At 66.0% G+C, this 20,045-nt stretch carries 19 protein-coding genes; 11 read left to right on the top strand and 8 right to left on the bottom strand.

Annotated elements, in window-relative coordinates:
• Positions 1 to 31: 31 nt before the first annotated feature.
• Positions 32 to 808: a 30S ribosomal protein S2 gene (gene rpsB, locus LC066_RS01295; RefSeq protein WP_222480241.1), complete on the bottom strand. Its 777-nt coding sequence runs from the start codon at positions 806 to 808 to the stop codon at positions 32 to 34.
• Positions 809 to 1,074: 266 nt separating this feature from the next.
• Here rpsB and LC066_RS01290 point away from each other — a divergent pair, with 266 nt between their 5' ends.
• Both LC066_RS01290 and LC066_RS01285 read left to right on the top strand, forming a co-directional pair.
• On the top strand, positions 1,075 to 1,980 hold the full coding sequence (locus tag LC066_RS01290; protein WP_224896216.1) for a PfkB family carbohydrate kinase: 906 nt from the start codon (positions 1,075 to 1,077) through the stop codon (positions 1,978 to 1,980).
• A gap of 154 nt (positions 1,981 to 2,134) precedes the next feature.
• On the top strand, positions 2,135 to 2,821 hold the full coding sequence (locus tag LC066_RS01285; protein ID WP_222480239.1) for a DUF502 domain-containing protein: 687 nt from the start codon (positions 2,135 to 2,137) through the stop codon (positions 2,819 to 2,821).
• Between the two features lie 10 nt (positions 2,822 to 2,831).
• Here LC066_RS01285 and LC066_RS01280 read toward each other — a convergent pair whose 3' ends face one another.
• Complete coding sequence (locus LC066_RS01280; RefSeq protein ID WP_222480237.1) at positions 2,832 to 3,878, bottom strand: patatin-like phospholipase family protein; 1,047 nt, start codon at positions 3,876 to 3,878, stop codon at positions 2,832 to 2,834.
• 63 nt (positions 3,879 to 3,941) lie between these two features.
• On the bottom strand, positions 3,942 to 4,715 hold the full coding sequence (locus LC066_RS01275) for a 3-hydroxybutyrate dehydrogenase (RefSeq protein ID WP_222480235.1): 774 nt from the start codon (positions 4,713 to 4,715) through the stop codon (positions 3,942 to 3,944).
• 508 nt (positions 4,716 to 5,223) lie between these two features.
• Here LC066_RS01275 and LC066_RS01270 point away from each other — a divergent pair.
• Both LC066_RS01270 and LC066_RS01265 read left to right on the top strand, forming a co-directional pair.
• Entirely contained in the window at positions 5,224 to 6,945 is a 1,722-nt protein-coding gene (locus tag LC066_RS01270) for an extracellular solute-binding protein (protein WP_224896215.1), read from the top strand.
• Between the two features lie 98 nt (positions 6,946 to 7,043).
• Entirely contained in the window at positions 7,044 to 7,391 is a 348-nt protein-coding gene (locus LC066_RS01265) for a hypothetical protein (protein WP_224896214.1), read from the top strand.
• Between the two features lie 13 nt (positions 7,392 to 7,404).
• Here the strand turns inward: LC066_RS01265 and LC066_RS01260 are convergent, their stop codons facing one another.
• Entirely contained in the window at positions 7,405 to 8,028 is a 624-nt protein-coding gene (locus LC066_RS01260; protein ID WP_085890003.1) for a helix-turn-helix domain-containing protein, read from the bottom strand.
• An 80-nt stretch (positions 8,029 to 8,108) separates the two neighbouring features.
• On the opposite strand from LC066_RS01260, the gene LC066_RS01255 reads away from it, so the two are divergent.
• The 4 genes from LC066_RS01255 (at position 8,109) to LC066_RS01240 (ending at position 13,065) form a co-directional block, all read left to right on the top strand.
• On the top strand, positions 8,109 to 9,632 hold the full coding sequence (locus LC066_RS01255; RefSeq protein ID WP_224896213.1) for a class I adenylate-forming enzyme family protein: 1,524 nt from the start codon (positions 8,109 to 8,111) through the stop codon (positions 9,630 to 9,632).
• Positions 9,629 to 10,294 carry a DsbA family oxidoreductase gene (locus LC066_RS01250; protein WP_222480227.1) on the top strand — a complete coding sequence of 222 codons (666 nt, stop codon included), beginning with the start codon at positions 9,629 to 9,631 and terminating at the stop codon, positions 10,292 to 10,294. The genes LC066_RS01255 and LC066_RS01250 overlap by 4 nt, the downstream gene beginning before the upstream one ends.
• Positions 10,295 to 10,466: 172 nt before the next feature.
• Entirely contained in the window at positions 10,467 to 11,684 is a 1,218-nt protein-coding gene (locus tag LC066_RS01245) for a multidrug effflux MFS transporter (RefSeq protein WP_224896212.1), read from the top strand.
• A gap of 166 nt (positions 11,685 to 11,850) precedes the next feature.
• Positions 11,851 to 13,065 (top strand): NADP-dependent isocitrate dehydrogenase, encoded by a 1,215-nt coding sequence (locus LC066_RS01240; protein WP_224896211.1) that lies wholly within the window; start codon positions 11,851 to 11,853, stop codon positions 13,063 to 13,065.
• A gap of 94 nt (positions 13,066 to 13,159) precedes the next feature.
• On the opposite strand, the gene LC066_RS01235 is transcribed toward LC066_RS01240, so the two are convergent.
• From LC066_RS01235 to LC066_RS01225, 3 genes are all read right to left on the bottom strand, one after another.
• On the bottom strand, positions 13,160 to 13,555 hold the full coding sequence (locus LC066_RS01235; protein ID WP_224896210.1) for a hypothetical protein: 396 nt from the start codon (positions 13,553 to 13,555) through the stop codon (positions 13,160 to 13,162).
• Positions 13,556 to 14,096: 541 nt separating this feature from the next.
• On the bottom strand, positions 14,097 to 16,166 hold the full coding sequence (locus LC066_RS01230) for a methyl-accepting chemotaxis protein (RefSeq protein WP_224896209.1): 2,070 nt from the start codon (positions 16,164 to 16,166) through the stop codon (positions 14,097 to 14,099).
• Positions 16,167 to 16,339: 173 nt separating this feature from the next.
• Complete coding sequence (locus LC066_RS01225) at positions 16,340 to 16,900, bottom strand: type 1 glutamine amidotransferase domain-containing protein (RefSeq protein WP_224896208.1); 561 nt, start codon at positions 16,898 to 16,900, stop codon at positions 16,340 to 16,342.
• 289 nt (positions 16,901 to 17,189) lie between these two features.
• Here LC066_RS01225 and LC066_RS01220 point away from each other — a divergent pair, with 289 nt between their 5' ends.
• The 3 genes from LC066_RS01220 to LC066_RS01210 all read left to right on the top strand — a co-directional run bounded on the left by LC066_RS01220 (position 17,190) and on the right by LC066_RS01210 (position 18,944).
• Positions 17,190 to 17,816, top strand: coding sequence for a YitT family protein (locus tag LC066_RS01220; RefSeq protein WP_222480216.1), 627 nt, complete (start codon positions 17,190 to 17,192; stop codon positions 17,814 to 17,816).
• A gap of 105 nt (positions 17,817 to 17,921) precedes the next feature.
• Positions 17,922 to 18,569, top strand: coding sequence for a YitT family protein (locus tag LC066_RS01215; RefSeq protein ID WP_222480214.1), 648 nt, complete (start codon positions 17,922 to 17,924; stop codon positions 18,567 to 18,569).
• A 42-nt stretch (positions 18,570 to 18,611) separates the two neighbouring features.
• On the top strand, positions 18,612 to 18,944 hold the full coding sequence (locus LC066_RS01210) for a DMT family transporter (protein ID WP_222480212.1): 333 nt from the start codon (positions 18,612 to 18,614) through the stop codon (positions 18,942 to 18,944).
• A 66-nt stretch (positions 18,945 to 19,010) separates the two neighbouring features.
• Here the strand turns inward: LC066_RS01210 and LC066_RS01205 are convergent, their stop codons facing one another.
• Positions 19,011 to 19,883 (bottom strand): NAD(P)-dependent oxidoreductase, encoded by an 873-nt coding sequence (locus LC066_RS01205; protein WP_224896207.1) that lies wholly within the window; start codon positions 19,881 to 19,883, stop codon positions 19,011 to 19,013.
• Positions 19,884 to 20,045 lie beyond the last annotated feature (162 nt).

The raw sequence follows: 20,045 nt of genomic DNA, 5'->3' as shown, positions 1-20,045 counted from the left end.
GCGGCCGGTGACAGTTCTGTAAAGCGCGGGCTTACGCCTGGGCTTCGGCACCTTCTTCGGCCAGGGCTTCCTCTTCGAGGCCCTCGACGAATTCGCCGACGTCGACGCCAGCGGCGCCCAGCTGGGCGGTCATGCCGTCCAGGGCAGCGCGCGAAGCCAGGTCGCAGTACAGGGAGATGGCGCGAGCGGCGTCATCGTTGCCGGGGATGATGTAGTCCACACCCTCGGGCGAGCAGTTGGTGTCGACCACGGCCACGACCGGGATACCCAGCTTCTTGGCTTCGGCGATAGCCAGCTGCTCTTTCTTGACGTCGATGACGAACAGAAGGTCCGGCACGCCGCCCATTTCACGGATACCGCCCAGCGACGCCTGCAGTTTGGTCTGCTCGCGTTCCATGCCCAGACGCTCTTTCTTGGTCAGGCCCTCGGCGCCGCCGTCCAGGCGTTCGTCGATTTCCTTCAGGCGGTTGATCGACTGGGAGACGGTCTTCCAGTTGGTCAGCGTGCCGCCCAGCCAGCGGTGGTTCATGTAGTACTGCGCACATTTCTCGGCGGCTTCGGCGATCGGGCCGGAGGCCTGGCGCTTGGTGCCGACGAACAGCACGCGACCGTTCTTGGCAACGGTTTCGCGGATCACGTTCAGCGCGGCGTCCAGCATCGGGACGGTCTGCGTCAGGTCGAGAATGTGGATGCCGTTACGGGCGCCGTAGATGAACTCGCCCATGCGGGGGTTCCAGCGCTGCGTCTGGTGGCCAAAGTGGACGCCAGCTTCGAGCAGCTGACGCATGGAGAACTCGGGAAGAGCCATGCTTCTATCCTTTCCGGTTTGCGCCTTGGCGGGGGTGTGAACCATCTGGTCAACCGGTGGACGCATGGGGATGTCTCCCCCATAGGCCCGACCCCGCCTGCGGGATTAAGTGGCGCTCTCATAGAGGCAAACGCGCCGGGGCGCAAGCCCGCTTGTCTTGGCCCGGTCCGGGGGCCATCGCGCAAGCTTGCGGCAGGGAGGAAATATCCCGCCCCGCGCGTCCTGCCAAGGCTTGCGCGGCCCGCGCAACGCCGCCAAAAGAGCGCATGACCAGACAGACCGCCCCCCTGCCCGAGATCCTCTGCATCGGCTCCGTCCTGTGGGACATCATCGGCCGCTCCGCCAGCCACATGCGCCAGGGCTCGGACGTGCCCGGCCGCATCACCCGCTTGCCCGGCGGCGTGGCGATGAACATCGCCATGACCCTGGCCCGCTTCGGGATGCGCCCCGTCCTGCTGACCGCCGTGGGCCAGGACCCCGAGGGCGACGAGCTGATCCATGCCTGTCATGAGCTGGGGATGGAAACCGCCCATGTCTACCGGTCCGAGGACCTGCCGACCGACCGCTACATGGCCATCGAGGGTGCCAACGGCCTGATCGCCGCCATCGCCGACGCCCATTCCCTGGAGGCCGCCGGCGCCAAGATCCTGCGACCGCTGACCGATGGCAGCCTCGCCAGCGAGGCCGCCCCGTTTGAAGGGCCGGTGGCGCTGGACGGCAACCTGACGCTGATGCTGCTGGAAGAGATCGCCGCCTCTCCCGCCTTCGCCCGCGCCGACCTGCGCGTGGCGCCGGCCTCGCCCGGCAAGGCCGAACGGCTGCGCCCCTTCCTGGCCCATGGCCGCGCCCTGCTTTACGTGAACCTCGAAGAGGCCGGGCTGCTGTGCCAGCGCGAATTCGACACCTCAGAGGCCGCCGCCGCCGGGCTGATCGAACGGGGCGCGGCGCGCGTGCTGGTGACCGACGGCAACAGGCCCGCCTGTGATGGCAGCCCCGAAGGCCTGGTGACCGGTTGTCCGCCCGAGGTCCTGGTGACCCGGGTGACCGGCGCCGGCGATACCTTCATGGCGGCTCATATCGTGGCCGAGGCCGAGGGCTGCGACCGGCAGGAGGCACTGGATCGCGCGCTGCGCGCCGCCGCCCGCTACGTGTCGGGCGAAACCGCATTCTGACCCCTCTCCGCGAGCCGCGCTGCCCGCAGGCAGGCGGATCGCCCCCGCGCCGCGCCCTCACCGCAATTTGCCTCACTGAATTGACGCTGGCCCATTGCGGGCCAGCGATTTCGTGCCTACCTTCCTGAGCCGAAACCCTCTTTTGCGGCGAGCCATGAACGACCCCCTGTCCGAGACCTCCTCCTCCACCCAGCGTCCGGGCGTCCTGGCCCGGCTGCGCTCGTCGTTCCTGACGGGCATCGTGGTGATCCTGCCTGTCGCGCTGACGATCTGGCTGCTCTGGTCCCTGCTGGGCTGGGTCGATGGCTTCGTGCTGCCGCTGGTGCCCGAACGCTTCCAGCCGGAGCAGTACATCGGGATCAACCTGCGCGGCGTCGGCATCATCTTCTTCCTGGTGTTCACCATCCTCATCGGCTGGATCGCCAAGGGCCTGATCGGCCGCTCGCTGATCCGCTACGGCGAGAACGTGGTGGACCGGATGCCCTTCGTCCGCTCGATCTACTCGGGCGCAAAGCAGATCGCCGAAACGGTCTTCGCCCAGTCCGAACGCTCCTTCGAGGAGGCCTGCCTGGTGCAATACCCGCGCAAGGGGATCTGGGCCATCGGCTTCGTCTCCACCGAGGCGCGGGGCGAGGTGGCGCAGCGCGCCGAAACCGGATCGCAGCTGCTGTCGGTCTTCGTGCCGACGACGCCCAACCCGACCTCGGGCTTCCTGCTGTTCTTCCCCGAAGAGGACGTCATCAAGCTGGACATGTCGATCGAGGACGCGGCGAAGCTGGTGATTTCGGCGGGCCTCGTCTACCCCAACGGGGTCGACCCGCGGAAGCTTCCCAAGGCCTGACCCGCGCGCGTCAGCCGAACATTTCCTGCAGATCGACGGTCGAGCGTTCGTTCAGCGCGTCGCGGTTCTCGCCCAGGAAGCGATCCGCGGCCGCCCGGCCGGCGGCCTTCAGCGACGTCAGCACGTAGCTGTTGGGGAACATCTTGGTCACCACCGACAGATCCTGCATCACGCTGTCCTCTGCGATCAGGTGCACCAGCACCTCCTTCTTCTCGGCGGTCGACACCTTTCCTTCCGACAGCAGGCGCTGAACGAAATCCACGGCGCGCAGTTCACGCAGCAGGGAAGAGTTGAAGCTGATCTCGTTGATCCGGTTCTGGATCTGGTTGGGCAGCATCGGCAGCTCGTCCCGTTCCAGCGGGTTCAGCGCCACGATCAGCACGTCGCCCGGCAGATGCGCCTTGAACAGCGGGAACAGCGCCGGGTTGCCGGAATAGCCCCCGTCCCAGAAGGCCTCCATCCGGTCCGACCTGGGGTCGTGGAACTCGATGGCGGTGAAGATCGTCGGCAGGCAGGCCGAGGCCAGGATCGCGTCGGCCGTCACCTCCGGCCCCTCGAAGACGCGTATCTTGCCGTCGCGCACCTTGGTGGCGGAGATATAGAGCTCTGGCCCCTCGCCCGCGCAGACGGCCTCGAAATCGAACCGTTCGACCACCGGGCGCAGCGGGTTGCGGTAGAAGGGGCCCAGGGCATAGGGCGTGGACATCAGCGACAGCATGTCGGCCACCTGCCCCGCGATGGAATATTCCACCGCCATGCCGATCTCGCGCGTGCCGGGCACCGGGATGCCGGCCATGAACCAGGGCCAGAACCCCTGCTCCTCCACCGCGCCCATCTGGGACCAGAACCAGTTCAGCTCCTCCCGCGCGCCGTCGCGCCCGCCCTTGGCCCAGCCGGCCTTCAGGGCGGCCCCGTTCATCGCCCCTGCCGAAGTGCCTGAGATGCCGGCGATCTCCAGGTCCTCGTCCTCCAGCAGGCGGTCCAGCACGCCCCAGGTGAAGGCCCCGTGGGCGCCGCCGCCCTGCAGGGCCAGGTTGATCCGTTTCTTTTGCGCCATGGGTCCGCTCCGGTGTGGCCAGGGGAAAGGCGAAGGCCCCGCGATGCGGGGCCTGTCCGGGGATCAGAGGGCGGTCCAGCCGCCGTCAATGCTGATCGTCGTGCCGGTGATCTGTTCGGCCGCCGGCGAACAGAGGAAGGCGACAGTGCCGCCGATCTGCTCGGTGGTGGCGAACTCCTTCGAGGGCTGGCGTTCCAGCAGGACGTTGCGCACCACGTCGTCGCGCGACATGTCGTATTTCTTCATGGTGTCGGGGATCTGCGCCTCGACCAGGGGCGTCAGGACGTAGCCCGGGCAGATGGCGTTGCAGGTGATCGGCTGTTCCGCCGTTTCCAGCGCCACTGTCTTGGTCAGGCCGACGATGCCATGCTTGGCCGCCACATAGGCCGACTTGTAGGGGCTGGCGGTCAGCCCGTGGGCCGAGGCGATGTTCACCACGCGGCCCCAGCCCTTCTCGCGCATGCCCGGCAGGGCGGCGGCGATGGTATGGAAGGAGCTACTGAGGTTGATGGCGATGATCGCGTCCCACTTCTCCGCCGGGAATTCGTCGATGGCGGCGACGTGCTGAATGCCGGCGTTGTTCACCAGGATGTCGCAGCCCCCGGCCTTCTCGACCAGCGCACGACAATCGTCACCCTTGGACATATCCGCCGCGATATAGCGCACCTCGGTGCCGTATTTCGCCGCCAGCTCCTCCGCCAGCTTGTGATCCTCGTCCCGGTCGGTGAAGGAATTCAGCACCACCTTGGCGCCGGCCTTCGCCAGTTCCTCGGCCACGCCCAGGCCGATCCCGCTGTTCGACCCGGTCACGATCGCCGTCTTGCCGCTCACACTCATTGGTCTCTCCTCTTCTCTCCGGGACAACCCGGTCGAGGCCGACAATAATGCTGCGTCTGCAAAAAGCGAGGGAAAGGCGCGGCGCGCCCTCAGTCTCGTGAGATTTCCTGATGGGTCCGTGTGTGGACTTCGGCCCGGTTCCCCCGGAAAAGCCGCCCCGGCGCCTGCTCGCAATGCGGATAAAAAAAACGCCGGCACGAAGCCGGCGTTCAGTTATTGAGGCAGGTTTCATACAGGCAAGAAACCTATCGAGCAGTGGCTTCTTTATAAGCAATCCGGCGCCGTCATGAAAGCTAAAAGTTTGAAAAGGCGAAGGTCCGCGGTTACCGTGAAGCCCAAGAAAACAAGGTTTCCAGGGAGCAGTGCCAAAATGAAACCCTTCCGACGTCGTCTCCAACCGGCCCCGATAGCGCAAGCAAGACAGCTTGTCACGCGCCTTTCGGCGGGGGCGATTCTCTGCGTCGCGGCAGCGATTCCCGCCCTGGCGGAGCCCTCCCACGGGCTTGCGATGTACGGCGAACCGGCCCTTCCCGCCGATTTCACCCATCTGCCCTACACGAATCCCGAGGCGCCCAAGGGCGGCACTTTCGTCACCGGCAATACCGGCGGCTTCGACAGCCTCAATCCCTTCATCATTCGCGGCACCGTGCCCTGGCAATTGCGGTTCATGACCCATGAGAGCCTGATGTACCGCACCCAGGATGAACCCTTCACCCTTTACGGGCTGCTGGCCGAATCGGTGGAAACGGATCCGAATCGCAGCTGGGTCGAATTCACCCTGCGCCCGGAGGCGGCGTTTTCCGACGGATCGCCGGTGACAGTCGAGGATGTCATGTGGACCTATGAAACCCTGGGCACCATCGGCAACGCCCGTTACCTCGGCCTGTGGCAGAGCATCGAGAACATGGAACAGACCGGCCCGCGTTCGGTCCGGTTCACCTTCGGCGGCGACGACCGCGAACAGGCCCTGGTGATCGGCCTCTGGCCGGTGCTGAAGAAGGCACAGTGGGCGGATGAGGATTTCACCCGCTCAGGACTCGACGTGGTGCCCATCGGGTCCTCCCCCTACGTGATCGACAGCTTCGACGCGGGCCGCAACGTGGTGCTGAAACGGAACCCAGACTACTGGGGCAACGACCTGCCGATCCGTCAGGGCATCGCCAATTTTGACGAGATCCGGATCGAATTCTTCGGTGACCAGGCCGCGCTGTTCGAGGCGTTCAAGGCCGGCGAAATTTCCTTCGTCCGGGAATTCAACGCTGAGAAATGGGACCGGGACTACGACTTTCCGGCCATCCGGTCGGGGGACATCGTGAAGGCGGAGATCCCCTCCGAACGCCCCTCGGGCATCACCGGCTTCGTGATGAACACCCGCCGCGCGCCCTTCGACGACATCCGCGTGCGCGACGCGATGATCCACGCCTTCAACTTCGAATACATCAACGAGACGATCACGGGCGGTAAGCAGCCCCGGATCACTTCCTACTTCTCGCATTCCCAGCTGGGCATGCGCGAAGGCCCGGCCGAGGGCCGCGTGCGCGAGCTGCTGGCGCCCTTCGCCGACCGCCTCGCCCCCGGCGCGCTGGAGGGCTACGCCCTGCCCGCCGGTGACGGCTCCGCCCGCAACCGCGCCAACATCCGTACCGCCGCCGGTCTTCTGGACGAGGCCGGCTGGGTCACCGGCGATGACGGGGTGCGCCGCAATGCCGCCGGCGATCCCCTGCGGTTCGAGATCCTGCTGCGCCAGGGCGACCAGCAGAACGAGGCGATCATCGACATCTACATGAACGCCCTGGAACGGCTGGGCGTCCAGGCCGGCGTGACCACGGTGGACAATGCGCAATACGCCATGCGGATCGAGAACTTCGACTTCGACATGACGGACATCCGGCGCCAGTTCTCCCTGTCGCCGGGCAATGACCAGCGCATCTACTGGGGTGGCGACACCGCCGACCAGCCCGGGTCGCGCAACCTGATGGGGGTGAAGAACCCGGCGATCGACGCCATGGTCGAGGCGATGCTGGCCTCGCGCAGCTCCGAGGATTTCACTGCCGCCGTGCGGGCGCTGGACCGGATCCTGACGACGGGCCGCTACGTGATCCCGATCTTCATGTTCGACAAGGGTCGCGTGGCCCATGATGCGGCGCTGAAATACCCCGAGGAGATCCCGATCTACGGTGACGGCGTCTACTGGCTGCCGGAGGTCTGGTGGATGGACCCAGAAGGCTGATCGCCTGCCCCATCCAGACGACAACATTCCGACCACAACGGAACGCCGGGCCATCGCCCGGCGTTTTGTTTCTGACAGACGACAAAAGGAGTGCCCCCATGCAATGGCCCGACATCGCCCGCAACTGGACCGCCTACGTCCCCGCCGTGATGGATCAATGGCCCGAGGCCGAGGAAGAGGACCTGCTGGCCCTCGACGGCTCGCGCGACGCGCTGGCGGCCTACCTGGCTCAGGCCACGGGACGCGACTACAACGACCTTCAGGACGAGATCGCCTCCTGGCGCGAGGGCGCCATGCCCGCCGATGTCCGCATGGACGAGGCAGAGGACATGGAGGCGATCAAGGAGTCGGGCAAATACGTGCCCGCGGGCGAAGACCCGTCGGATGACGACGCGGCTTTCGGCGATGAACAGATGGCCGACCAGCCCATCGGGCGCAGCGGCTGATCACCACTCGCGTTCAGCTCAACGAGGTCACCCAGAGGATCGTCGCATCCTCCGGGCTGACCGAGATCACGTTGTGCCCCATTGAGGCATCGTAATAGGCGCTGTCGCCCCGGCGCATCTCAACCGGCTCGTAGAATTCGGTGTAAAGCTTGATGACCCCGGTGAGGACATACAGGAATTCCTCTCCGTCGTGGCGCACCCAGCCGTCGAACTCTTCCATTGACCGGGCGCGGATGCGGGCGCGGTAGGGCAGCATCTGCTTGCGGGTCAGGTTGGCGGCCAGCAGATCGTGTTCATAGGTGGCGGTGGCATAGGCCTGCCCCTCGCCTTCCCGGTCAACGGCCATGCGGCCCATGACCTGCTGCGCCTTGGGTGGGGTGAACAGCTGCGGCACGGAAATGCCCAGCCCCGTCGCCAGCTTCTTCAGCGCGTCATAGGTGGGCGACATCTGGCCGTTCTCGATCTTCGACAGGGTCGAACGCGCCATGCCGGCCTTCACGGCGGCCTGTTCAAGCGTCCAGTCCCGTTCCCGGCGCAATTCACGCACGCGGGTGCCAAGATCCAGCGGCTCGGCACCGATGTCCTCTCCCGTCTCGCGGGCGATGCGGATCAGCTTGCGGGGGTCACTCTCGCTCATGGCGCAGTCTATAGGCCCGCCCGGCCCCGCTTGCAACGCCCGCGCTTGCCAGGGCGTCCCCGTCCCCCTAGCAAGGATCCATGACGCGTCTTTCGATCTGTGATCGCGGCCCCGCCGCACCCTGCCCCGCACCGTTCAACATGGCCGCCCATGTGCTGGCCAAGGGCCAGGCCACGCCCGACAAGGTGGCGCTGGCCATCCTCGGCCTTGGCCGCGCCGAACGCTGGTCCTATGCCCGGCTGGAGGCCGCCGTGCGCGGCACCGCCACGGGCCTCCGACAGGCGGGGCTGGTGCCGGGGGATGTCGTGCTGATGCGCCTCGGCAATACAGTGGAGTTTCCACTAGCCTACCTAGGCGCCATCGCCGCCGGTCTGGTGCCCGTGCCCAGTTCCGCCCAGCTGACCGCGCCCGAGGTCGCCCGGCTGATCAAGATCACCCGCCCCGCCGCCATCCTGCTGGGCGACGGCGTGGTCTGCCCCGAGACAGAGCTGCCGGTGCTCGACCAGGCGGCGCTGCTGGCGATGCGCGACCTACCCGCCGCAGACTATCACATGGGCGATCCGGATCGCCCCGCCTACATCGTCTTCACCTCCGGCACCTCCGGCACGCCGCGCGCCGTGGAACATGCGCACCGCGCCATCTGGGCGCGGCAGATGATGCACGCGGGCTGGTACGGGCTGGGCCCTGACGACCGGCTGCTGCACGCCGGCGCCTTCAACTGGACCTTCACCCTGGGCACCGGGCTGATGGACCCCTGGACCGCGGGCGCCACCGCCCTGATCCCGGCCGAGGGCGTGCCGCTGACCTCCCTGCCGCTGCTGCTGAAGCGGCACGAGGCGACGCTCTTTGCCGCCGCGCCGGGGGTGTACCGCAAGCTCCTGTCGGATCACCCGACCCTGCCTCTGCCCAAGCTGCGCCACGGGCTGGCGGCGGGCGAGAAACTGTCGGACCGCATCCGGGACGAGTGGCGCGAGGCCACCGGGCTCACGATCCATGAGGCCTTCGGCATGTCCGAGATATCCACCTTCCTGTCGGGCAGCCCCGCCGACCCCGCGGCCCCCGGCACCCTGGGCCGCCCGCAGCCGGGCCGCCGGGTGGCGATCCTGGGCGAGGACGGCGCGCCGGTGCCCCTGGGCGAGGACGGTATCATCGCCGTGGACCGCGCCGACCCGGGGCTGATGCGCGGCTACCTGAACGCACCCGAGGCCACCGCCGCCCGCATGTCCGGCGACTGGTTCCTGACCGGCGATCTGGGCCGCATGGACGAGGACGGCGCGATCACCTATCGCGGACGCTCGGGCGACATGATGAACGCCGGAGGCTACCGCGTATCGCCCGCCGAGGTCGAGGCCGCCCTGTCGGACCTGCCCGGCGTGACCGAGATCGCCGTCACCGAGATCGAGGTGAAGCAAGACGCCAGCGTCATCGCCGCCTTCTACACCGGCACCGAACAGGATCCCCTCACGCTGTCTTCACTGGCGGCCCAAAGACTGGCCCGTTACAAGCAGCCCCGCATCTGGCAGCACTGCGACGCGCTGCCGCGAAATTCGAACGGAAAACTGCAGCGCCCGGCTCTTCGCGCGCTCTGGGAGAAGACGCCATGACCGACACCCCCGTGAAGATCGACATCCTGTCCGACCCCATCTGCCCCTGGTGCTACATCGGCAAGACCCTTCTGGACCGCGCCCTGGCGGACCGTCCGGGCCACCCCTTCGTCATCGAATGGCATCCCTTCCAGCTGAACCCCGACATGCCGCGTGAGGGCATGGACCGGCGTGCCTACCTGGTGTCGAAGTTCGGCGAGGAAACGGCCGACAAGGTCTATGACCAGATCGCTGAGCGGGCGAAGGCTGACGGGGTCGAGGCCGATTTTACCCAGATCACCCGGACGCCGAACACCCTGGACGCGCACCGCCTGATCCACTGGGCGGGGCTGGAACAGGTGCAGCACAAGGTTGTCGATGCGCTCTTTGCCGCCAACTTCCGCGACGGGCGCGACATCGGCGATCATGAGGTGCTGGCCGATATCGCCGACAGCGCCGGCATGGACGCCGCCGTGGTCCGCCGCCTGCTCGAGAGCGATGCCGACGAACAGGCGATCCGCGACCGCGATGCGCATTCGCGCAAGATGGGCGTGAACTCCGTGCCCACCTTCATCGTCGCGCAGCAGCACGCGGTGCCCGGCGCCCAGCCGGTGGAGCTGTGGCTGCAGGTCATCGACGAGATCACCGGCAAGCTGGCCGAGGGCGACGCGCCCGAGGCCTGATCCGCCAGGGCGCGAACGCTCGGTTCCTCTGCACAGGAGAGACAGCCTGCCCGCCCCGGTGGCGGGCAGATGCGTCTGTGCGGGAATGCGCAGGCGGGCAACTGGCCCCCCCGCAGAAAACGTGCTAGCGGCATGCATCAAGACGAGATCCCTCAGACGAAAGACATTTCCCATGCCCAAACGCCTGCACCCCGTCGAATTCGTGGCGCTGATGGCGATGACGATGGCGACCGTGGCCTTCTCCATCGACTCCATGCTGCCGGCCCTGACGGAGATCGGGCGCGAACTGGCCGGGGGCGACGCCAAGGATGCCCAGCTGGTGCTGTCGTCCTTCATGGTGGGCATGGGCGTAGGCACCCTGTTCACCGGGCCGCTGTCGGACAGTTTCGGGCGCAAGACGGTGATCCTGTTCGGCGCCGTGGTCTATATCGCGGGCGCACTGATCGCCTGGCAGGCGCCGTCGCTGCAATGGCTGGTGATCGGGCGCGTCCTGCAGGGGCTGGGCGCCTCGGCACCGCGCGTGGTGGCCATCGCCATCATCCGGGATCTCTACGCGGGCCGCGAAATGGCGCGGCTGATCTCCTTCGTCTTCATCGTCTTCACCGTCTTCCCGGCCATGGCGCCGATGATCGGTGACTGGATCATCTCCGCCGGCGGCTGGCGCTCGATCTTCCTGGCCTATTTCCTCTTCTCCATCGTCGGCTCCACCTGGCTGATGGCCCGCCTGCCGGAACCCCTGCCCCGCGAACGCCGCCAGAAGTTCCGCGTCGTCGCCCTCTGGCATGCCCTGCAGGAGATGTTCGCGATCCCCATGGTGCGCCTGTCGGTGATGGTGCAGACGGCGATCTTCTCGGTCATGTTCACCTCGATCTCGATGATCGAGCCGACCTTCGGCCGCATCTTCGAGCTGGGCGAGGTCTTCCCCGTCTGGTTCTTCGGCATCGGCCTGTTCTGCGCCACATCCTCCATGGTCAACGCGGCCCTGGTCGGCCGGTTCGGCATGCGCCTGATCATCACCACGACCCAGGCGATCTTCCTCGCCATGTCCCTGGCCCTACTGGTGGCGCACCTGGTGCTGCCGCATACCCCTGGCTACAGCCCCTATTTCTTCGTCTACGTGATCTGGCAGGGCGCCGCGATGTTCCAGATGGGCCTGTCGATCGGCAACCTGAACGCGCTGGCCATGGAACCCATCGGCCATATCGCCGGCTTGGCGGCCTCGGTCCTCGGCGCGATCTCGACCATCGTGGCGGCGGTGATCTCCACCCTCGTCGCCCAGGCCTTCAACGGCACCATCCTGCCGCAGCTTCTGACCACCATCGTGCTGTGCAGCATCGCCATGCCAATGCTGCTGCGCATGCGCCGGCTGGAGCGTAAGCGCGACGTCTGACGCCGATCCGCCCCGCCCGTTCCGGCGGGACGCAGATCCCGGCTCACTTTTCTGTATACAACAGCATACCTAGGGTTCCCGCTAACGTCTCTTTAGTCTACAGAGGCGATGAAAGCCGCGCGCGGCTTGATTCCAGCCCGTTCCAGATATCGCAGGGAGCCAGCCCATGACGAAGATCAAGGTGGAGAACCCCGTCGTCGAACTCGACGGCGACGAGATGACCCGCATCATGTGGGATTTCATCAAGAAGAAGCTGATCGAACCTTATCTCGACATCGACCTGCTGTATTACGACCTGTCGATCCAGGTCCGGGATGAAACCGACGACCAGATCACCGTCGACGCCGCCAACAAGATCAAGGAAGTGGGCGTCGGCGTTAAATGCGCCACGATCACCCCCGACGAAGGTCGGGTCGAGGAATTCGGCCTGAAGAAGATGTGGCGCAGCCCCAACGGGACGATCCGCAACATCCTGGGCGGTGTGGTCTTCCGCCAGCCGATCATCTGCCGCAACGTGCCGCGCCTGGTGCCGGGCTGGACCTCTCCCATCGTCGTGGGCCGCCATGCCTTCGGCGATCAGTACAAGGCCACAGATTTCACCTTCCCCGGCAAGGGCCAGCTGACGATGAAATTCGTCGGCGACGATGGCACCGAGATCGAGAAGGTGGTCTATGACGCGCCCTCGGCCGGCGTCTACATGGGCATGTACAACCTCGACCAGTCGATCCGCGACTTCGCCCGTGCCTCCTTCAACTATGGTCTGAGCCTGGGCTGGCCGGTCTACCTGTCGACCAAGAACACCATCCTCAAGGCCTATGACGGCCGCTTCAAGGACATCTTCCAGGAGATCTACGAGGAGGAGTTCGAGGAGCAGTTCAAGGCCAAGAAGATCTGGTACGAACACCGGCTGATCGACGACATGGTGGCCTGCGCGCTGAAATGGAACGGCAAGTTCGTCTGGGCGCTGAAGAACTACGACGGTGACGTGCAGTCCGACACCGTGGCCCAGGGCTTCGGCTCGCTGGGCATGATGACCTCGCAGCTAATGACGCCGGACGGCAAGATCATCGAGGCCGAGGCAGCGCACGGCACGGTGACCCGTCACTACCGCCAGCACCAGGAGGGCAAGTCGACCTCCACCAACTCGATCGCCTCGATCTACGCCTGGACCGGCGGGTTGAAGCACCGTGCGAAGCTGGACGGGAACACCGCGCTGATGGCCTTTGCCACCACGCTGGAAAAGGTCGTGGTCGAGACGGTCGAGAACGGCTTCATGACCAAGGATCTGGCGCTGCTGGTGGGCCCCGACCAGGGCTGGCTGACAACCATGCAGTTCCTCGAAAAGGTGGACGAGAACCTGAACAAGGCGCTGGCCGGCTGAGGCCGCCGCGCGGCTTGAGAGATGCAAAGGCCCGCGCCCCGCGCGGGCCTTTGTCGTTCAGGGGGGCGTCAGGACCGGAACTGGCGCCGGCGGATCAGTCGCAGCGCCGGACCTCGCGGCTCAGCCAGTCCCGCAGGTCGCCAGAATAGTCCACGGACTCCATCGACACATCCCGGTTGTAGCGGGCATCCTCGCTGAGTTGCAGGTAGTAGCCGTCCCGGGTCGAGTTATAAGCATCGGCGCAGGCGAAAATTGCCTTCCGATAGCTTTCGGCCGAGTCACGGAAGGCGCCACGGGCCTCCCCGATCATTCCCTGGTAGCTGCGGATCGCATTGCAGGCGGCGGCATCCACCGAGGCGCCTCTCAGGCTCTCGATCCCGCGCTCGACCCGCAGGTACAGGGCATCGGCGCGATCATACTGGCGGTCGCCTTCATCCCAGTAGCCGTCGCAAGAGGCCGCGGCGGCGCCCGCGATGCAGGTGGACAGCAAGACCGACGCGACAACGCGCCCGAGCAAACTGCGGGGTGGCGAGAACCGCCGTAAAGTAAATGCCATTGAATAGAACTCCCTCTCTGGACAGCCCCAGGCTGGCAACGGCCGGGGCACGTCCCAAGGCAGATTACGGGGCAAATCAAAGTTACTCAAACTCTGGAAGATGAATAATCGCGTCATGACGGCTGACGCCGGCGCAGATCGCCCTGGGTGGACTCACTCTGCGAGAAGAGACCGGCGTCGTAGCGCCCCGTGGCCCCAAGCCAAGCTCTGTGCCTTCGGGGCTCTGGTGCGGCGCGTCCCACGCCTGACCGACTGTGTCCCGGCCTGCTCTGCGATGCCCTCTCCAAGCCACTGGCCGGCTTGTCCTGCCCACCCCAAGACGCCGCGCCCTGTCAGAGACAGACAGCACGCGTCGCCGCGACGGTGGTCGGCAGGACTTCCGGGACGAACCCCTCCTTTCCGACAAGGCCGCCTCTCCCGCAGCAGGTCTTTGCGCCGCATGGGGCCGAGGATCGCCGCTTCCCGGCTCCCGCCTCTAGCCGGCGCGGCGCAGGGACGGTCCGCGCGGTGCCCCCGCTTGGGCAGCGCCCGCGAAATAGCTGACTGCCTGCTGAACGTCGGCAATGCCCTCTGCCAAGGTCTGGATAGCCGCGCTGGTTTCCTCTGCCATGGCGGCGTTTTCCTGCGTGGCGTGATCGAGGTCGCTGACCGAGGAATTCATCTCGGAGATGCCCATGGCCTGCTCCCGCGACGAGGTGGCGATCTGGGCGACGATACGGTTGATCTCGCCGAAGCGGCTGTCGATCTCCTCGATCGAGCGCCCGGCCCGGCCCACCAGGTCGACCCCCTGGCCCACCTGACGCGTCGACATGGCAATCAGCTCGGCGATCTCGCGCGCCGCATCGGAGGACCGTTGCGCCAGGGCCCGCACCTCCTGCGCCACGACGGCGAAGCCGCGCCCGGCATCGCCCGCCCGTGCCGCCTCGACGCCCGCGTTCAACGCCAGCAGGTTGGTCTGGAAGGCGATGTCGTCGATGACATTGGTGATCGAGGTGATCCGGTTGGAGCTTTCCTGGATCTCCGTCATCGCGCCCACGGCGTCGCCGACGACGCGACCCGTCTCCTCGGTACTCTTCTTCGCCAGGTCCGCCTTGTCCTGCGCCTCGCTCGCCGCCTCGGCCGCATGCTGGACCGAGGCCGAAAGTTCGGTCAGGGCCGCGGCCGTGGTCTGCAGCGTTGCCGCCTGCTGTTCGGTGCGCTGCGACAGCTCCGTGGTGGCCCCGGTGATCGCGCCGGTTTCGCCGTAGACATCGCTGGCCCGCGCCAGCACCTGGCCGATCACCTCGTCGACCTTGCCGACCGCCTCGTTGAACTTCTGCCGGATCATGTCCAGGTCGCCCAGGTTCTGTTCCAGCCGCACCGACAGGTCGCCGGCGGCCAGCCGGTCCAGCCCCTGCTGCATCGTGTCCACCGCCAGTTGCAGCGCCGTGGTGTCGATGGCGTATTTCACCACCTTCACCACCTCCCCGGCGGCATTGAGGATCGGGTTGTAGCTGGCACGGATATGCACGATCCGCCCGCCCTTGCCGATCCTCTGGAAATTGCCCGCGTTCTCGCGCCCGGCGCGCAAGTCTTCCCAGAACTGACGATAGTCATCAGACCGGGCGTAGTCGGCGGGCACGAACATCGAATGGGGCCGCCCGACCAGTTCGTCGCGACTATAGCCCATGGCCTCGCAGAAGCGGTCGTTGACGCTGAGGATCTTGCCGGTGGTGTCAAAGGAAATGACCGCCTGCACCTTCTGGATCGCGTCGATCTGACTGGCCGCATCGGCCTCCAGATTCTTGGCCTCGGTCACGTCGAAAGCATATTCGACGACCTTGAACGGACGGCCTTCGGGATCGATCAGGGTTTCATAAGTGGCCTCCAGCCAGCGGATCCGCCCCATGCGGTCGCGCCGCTGCACCTGGCCCTTCTCGGAGGAGCCCTGCCGCAGCCGCTCCCAGAAGGCCTTGTAGTCGGCCCCCCCGGCCTCTTCGGGCGCCATGAAGATGCGGTGATGCTTGCCTTTCACGTCGCCCAGATCGTAGCCCATGGGCTTCAGGAATATCTCGTTCGCGTCGAGGATCGTGCCGTCGAGGTCATACTCCACCACGGCCATGGAGCGTTTCACCGCATCCACCTGGCTGCGGTTGTCGCGGCGGCGGAAATGATGCGCCGATATCTTGCGCGCAACGGAAATCACATGGCTGTAGCCACCCTCAGGCGCGGCGACGGGGGCATAGGTCACATCGAACCAGTCTTCCTCCTGCTCGCCGTTGAGCCGGGGCACGATGCGGTTGATGACCTTGCCCTCGGCCATGTCGCGCCAGAGGTTGCGCACCTCCGGCAGGTCATGATCCTTCTGGCGCACCAGAGTCAGGTAGGGCTGGCCGACGACCTCCTCTCGCCGGTGGCCGGTTTCCCGGCAGAAGGTATCGTTGACCGACAGGATCGTGCCCTGCATGTCGTAGCGCACCAACAGATGCGAGCCGTCGATCGCCGCAATCTCGTCGGCACAGGTCGCCGCCGCCTCACCGCGCTTGCCGCCGAAAATCTGGATCATGCTGCCCTCTCGCTCGCTGACCGGGGCGACGCTAAGGGGCGTCCCTTGCCGGGCGGTTAAGCGGACAACTCAAATGACGAAAATTGAAAGCATTGCCATTCAAGGTACCGCGCAAACAGAAGGGCCGGCCCCGAAGGACCGGCCCCACGGTCGGGCTGTAGAGAGCGCCTGTATCAGGCAGCCCGCCGTGTGTGACGCCCCTCGCGGACCTCTTCGACGATCTTCGACACGAAGGCCTCCAGATCGCCGGGGTTGCGCGAGGTGACGATCCCTTTCTCGCAGACGACTTCGCTGTCCTCCCAGATGCCACCGGCGTTTTCCAGGTCGGTGCGGATCGACGGGAAGGACGTGACGGGCAGGTCCTTCACCACGCCAGCCTCGACCAGCATCCAGGGGCCATGACAGATCGCGGCGACGATCTTGCCGGCATCATGGAACGCCTTCACCAGCTCCACCGCCTCGGGCTTGGTGCGCAGCACGTCGGGGTTGATCTGGCCGCCCGGCAGGACGATGGCATCGAAATCAGGGGCGCGGGCGTCCGTCAGAGACAGGTCGGCCTCGACCTCGTTGCCCCAGGTCTTGTCGTCCCAGCCACGGATCGGTTTGCCGTCCAGGCTGGCCACCTTCACGTCAGCGCCCCACTCACGCAGCTTGTCGCGGGGGAATTCCAGTTCGGATTGCTCGAAACCGTCGGTGGCAAGGATCAGGATACGGGATTGTGCGATGTTAGGCATCGGGATGTCTCCTTTCGGCTCATGTCGGTGGGACGTCTCGTCCCCGTTCATCCAACCAACACGCAGCCCCCCGGCCCGGGTTCCATCGCGGTCCGGGGCCGGAGGAAAGCCGCCACCCGTAATGTCCGGGGCCGATTGTTGGGCAGATCCGGTCAGATCGGCCAGGTGACGCGCCGTTCTGGCGGGCAGGCTCGCTTGGGCTCTGGTCTCTTCCCCCGAAGGCACGGTAGAAAGGAAGCATTACTGACCTATATCGTCGTCTCTCACCCGTCCGAACACGGAGTTGACCATGCCGGCCCCCTTTCCGATCCCGACCGAATACCGCCAGTCCCATACGCCGTTTGAAGATGCGCAGGGCTTTGCCATCGCGCTTCTGACCACGGCGACGGGGATCGTCTTCATCTCCTCGCTGGGCTTCATCACCGGCCAGACCGCGGGGCTGGCCCTGATCATCGCCTATGTCACGGGATGGAGCTTCGGCACGGTCTTCTTCCTGGTGAACCTGCCCTTCTACGCCTTCGCCTGGAAACGCCTGGGGGCCGAGTTCACGCTGAAGAGCTTCTTCTGCGTCACCGCGCTGTCGCTGCTGGTGGACTACATCCCCCTGGGACTGCAGTTCGAGTACCTGAACCCGATCCTCGGCACGGCGATCTTCGGGGTGCTGACGGGCTATGGCCTGCTGGGCGTCTTCCGCCACAAGGGGTCACTGGGCGGCCTGGGGGTGATTGCGCTGATGGTGCAGGACCGGACCGGGTTCCGCGCGGGCTATGTGCAGCTGATCATCGACGCGGTGCTTTTCGCGGTGGCCTATTTCCTCTTCGACACGCGCACCGTGCTCTACTCGCTCTTCGGGGCCGTCATCCTCAACACCGTCATCGCCTTCAACCACCGCCGCGACCGCTATATCGCGGACTGACCCGTCCACCTGCGGGCCGGACAGGCTCTGGACAGGCCTCCGACCCCGGACTAGGACGGACGGGACGACAGGCGCCCCGCGGGAGGGGCCGACGGGGAGAACTGCATGAGCAACGGGACGGAAACCGCGACCGAGGCCGAGGCCCAGGTGGCCGTGCGCAAGGGCAATCACACGTTGCTGGAAGATGCGCAGGGGCTGATCTACGGCACCACGATGTGCGGCTTCGGCATCGTCATCCTGACCCATCTCGGGCTGGTGACGGGCCAGACCGCCGGCCTTGCGGTGCTGATCTCCTACATCACCGGATGGAGCTTTGGCCCTGTCTTCTTCGTGGTCAACCTGCCCTTCTACTGGCTGGGCTATTCGCGCATGGGCCTGCGGTTCACCATCAAGACCTTCATCGCGGTGGCCATGCTGTCGCTGCTGTCGAAGTTCCTCGGCACCGAGATCCTCTTCGCCGAGCTGACGCCCTGGGTCGGCGCCATCCTCTTCGGCTTCGTCACCGGCTCGGGCCTGCTGGCGCTCTTCCGGCACGGCGCCTCGCTGGGCGGGATCGGTATCCTCGGGCTCTACCTGCAGGACAAGATCGGCTTCCGCGCCGGCTGGACCCAGCTGACCTTCGACCTGTGCCTGTTCACCGTGGCCTTCTTCGTGCTGCCGGGCGGCGCCTTCCTCTGGTCCCTGCTGGGGGCGATCGTGGTCAACTTCGTCATCGCGATCAACCACCGCAAGGACTGGTACGTCGCCACCTGACGGGCCAGCTGGCCCGCCTCTCCCCAATCCAGGACAACGCCCTTGCCCGCCTACCTCACGCTCATCATCGCCGTGGCGCTGGAAACCATCGGCACCTCGGCCCTGCACGCCAGCCAGCAGTTCACCCGGCTGGTGCCCGCCATCGTCACGGTCGTGGCCTATGGCGCCAGCTTCTATTTCCTGTCGCTGACCCTGCGGCACATGCCCGTGGGCGTGGTCTATGCCCTGTGGTCGGGGATGGGGATCGTCTTCATTGCGCTGATCGGCTTCGTTGTCTTCGGGCAGAAGCTCGACCTGGCGGCCGTGCTTGGCATGCTGCTGATCGGCGCGGGTATCGTGGTGATCCAGGTCTTCTCCAACGCCTCGCCACACTGAGCGGCCTGTTTGGCGGACACGGAAAAGGGGGCGAAAAAGCCCCCTTTTCTTTTTTCTGCCAGATACTTACTCGAAAGCCTTAAGGCGCTTGATGAGGCTTGAGGTATCCCAGCGGCCACCGCCCATGGCCTGCACGTCCTTGTAGAACTGATCGACCAGCGCGGTGACGGGCAGAGGCGCACCGATCTCGTCGCCCGTCGACAGGCAGATGCCGAGGTCCTTGCGCATCCAGTCGACGGCAAAGCCATGCTCGAACTCATCCGCCAGCATGGTCTTGTAGCGGTTGGCCATCTGCCAGGATCCGGCCGCGCCCTGGCTGATGACCTCGACCACCTTTTCACCGTCCAGCCCGGCCTTCTCGGAGAAATGCAGCGCCTCGGAAAGGCCCTGCACCAGCCCGGCAATGGCGATCTGGTTGCACATCTTGGTCATCTGGCCGGCGCCCGAGGGTCCCATCAGGCGGCAGATCTTGGCGTAGGCGTCGATCACCGGCGCGACCCGCTCGAAGACATCTTCGTCGCCGCCGCACATCACCGACAGGGCGCCGTTCTCGGCCCCCGCCTGCCCGCCGGAAATGGGGGCATCTACGAAACCAAGTCCGGTGTCGGCGGCCAGGGCGTAAAGCTCTGCCGTGACCTTGGCCGAGACCGTGGTGTGATCGACCAGCACAGCGCCCTCGGACATGCCCGAAAAGGCGCCATCCTCACCCGCGCAGACGGCGCGCAGGTCATCGTCGTTGCCGACGCAGGTGAAGACGATCTCGGCGCCCGTCGCGGCCTCGGCCGGCGTCGCCCCGAAGGCGCCGCCATGTTCGGCCACCCAGGCCTCCGCCTTGGCGCTGGTGCGGTTGTAGACGGTGACGTCATGGCCCTTGGCGGCCAGGTGGCCCGCCATCGGATAGCCCATCACGCCCAATCCCAGAAAGGCGACTTTCACCATGGCTCATTCCCCTGTATTGGTGCCCCCGCCGGGTCATCCCCCGGCAGGTCTGTTCTCATCTGACGCCACACTGTCCGGCTGCCTGCCGGAAGGCAAGGGCCGAGGCAGGCCGCAGACCGGACCGGTTTTCGGGACGGGACAAGGACATAAGGGCTGAAGATC

The sequence above is a fragment of the Pseudooceanicola marinus genome, assembly GCF_020177265.1.
In the GTDB taxonomy this organism is placed as follows: domain Bacteria; phylum Pseudomonadota; class Alphaproteobacteria; order Rhodobacterales; family Rhodobacteraceae; genus Pseudooceanicola; species Pseudooceanicola marinus_A.
The sequence above is the reverse complement of the archived record's forward strand: the minus strand, read 5'-3'. Positions and strand labels throughout refer to the sequence as shown.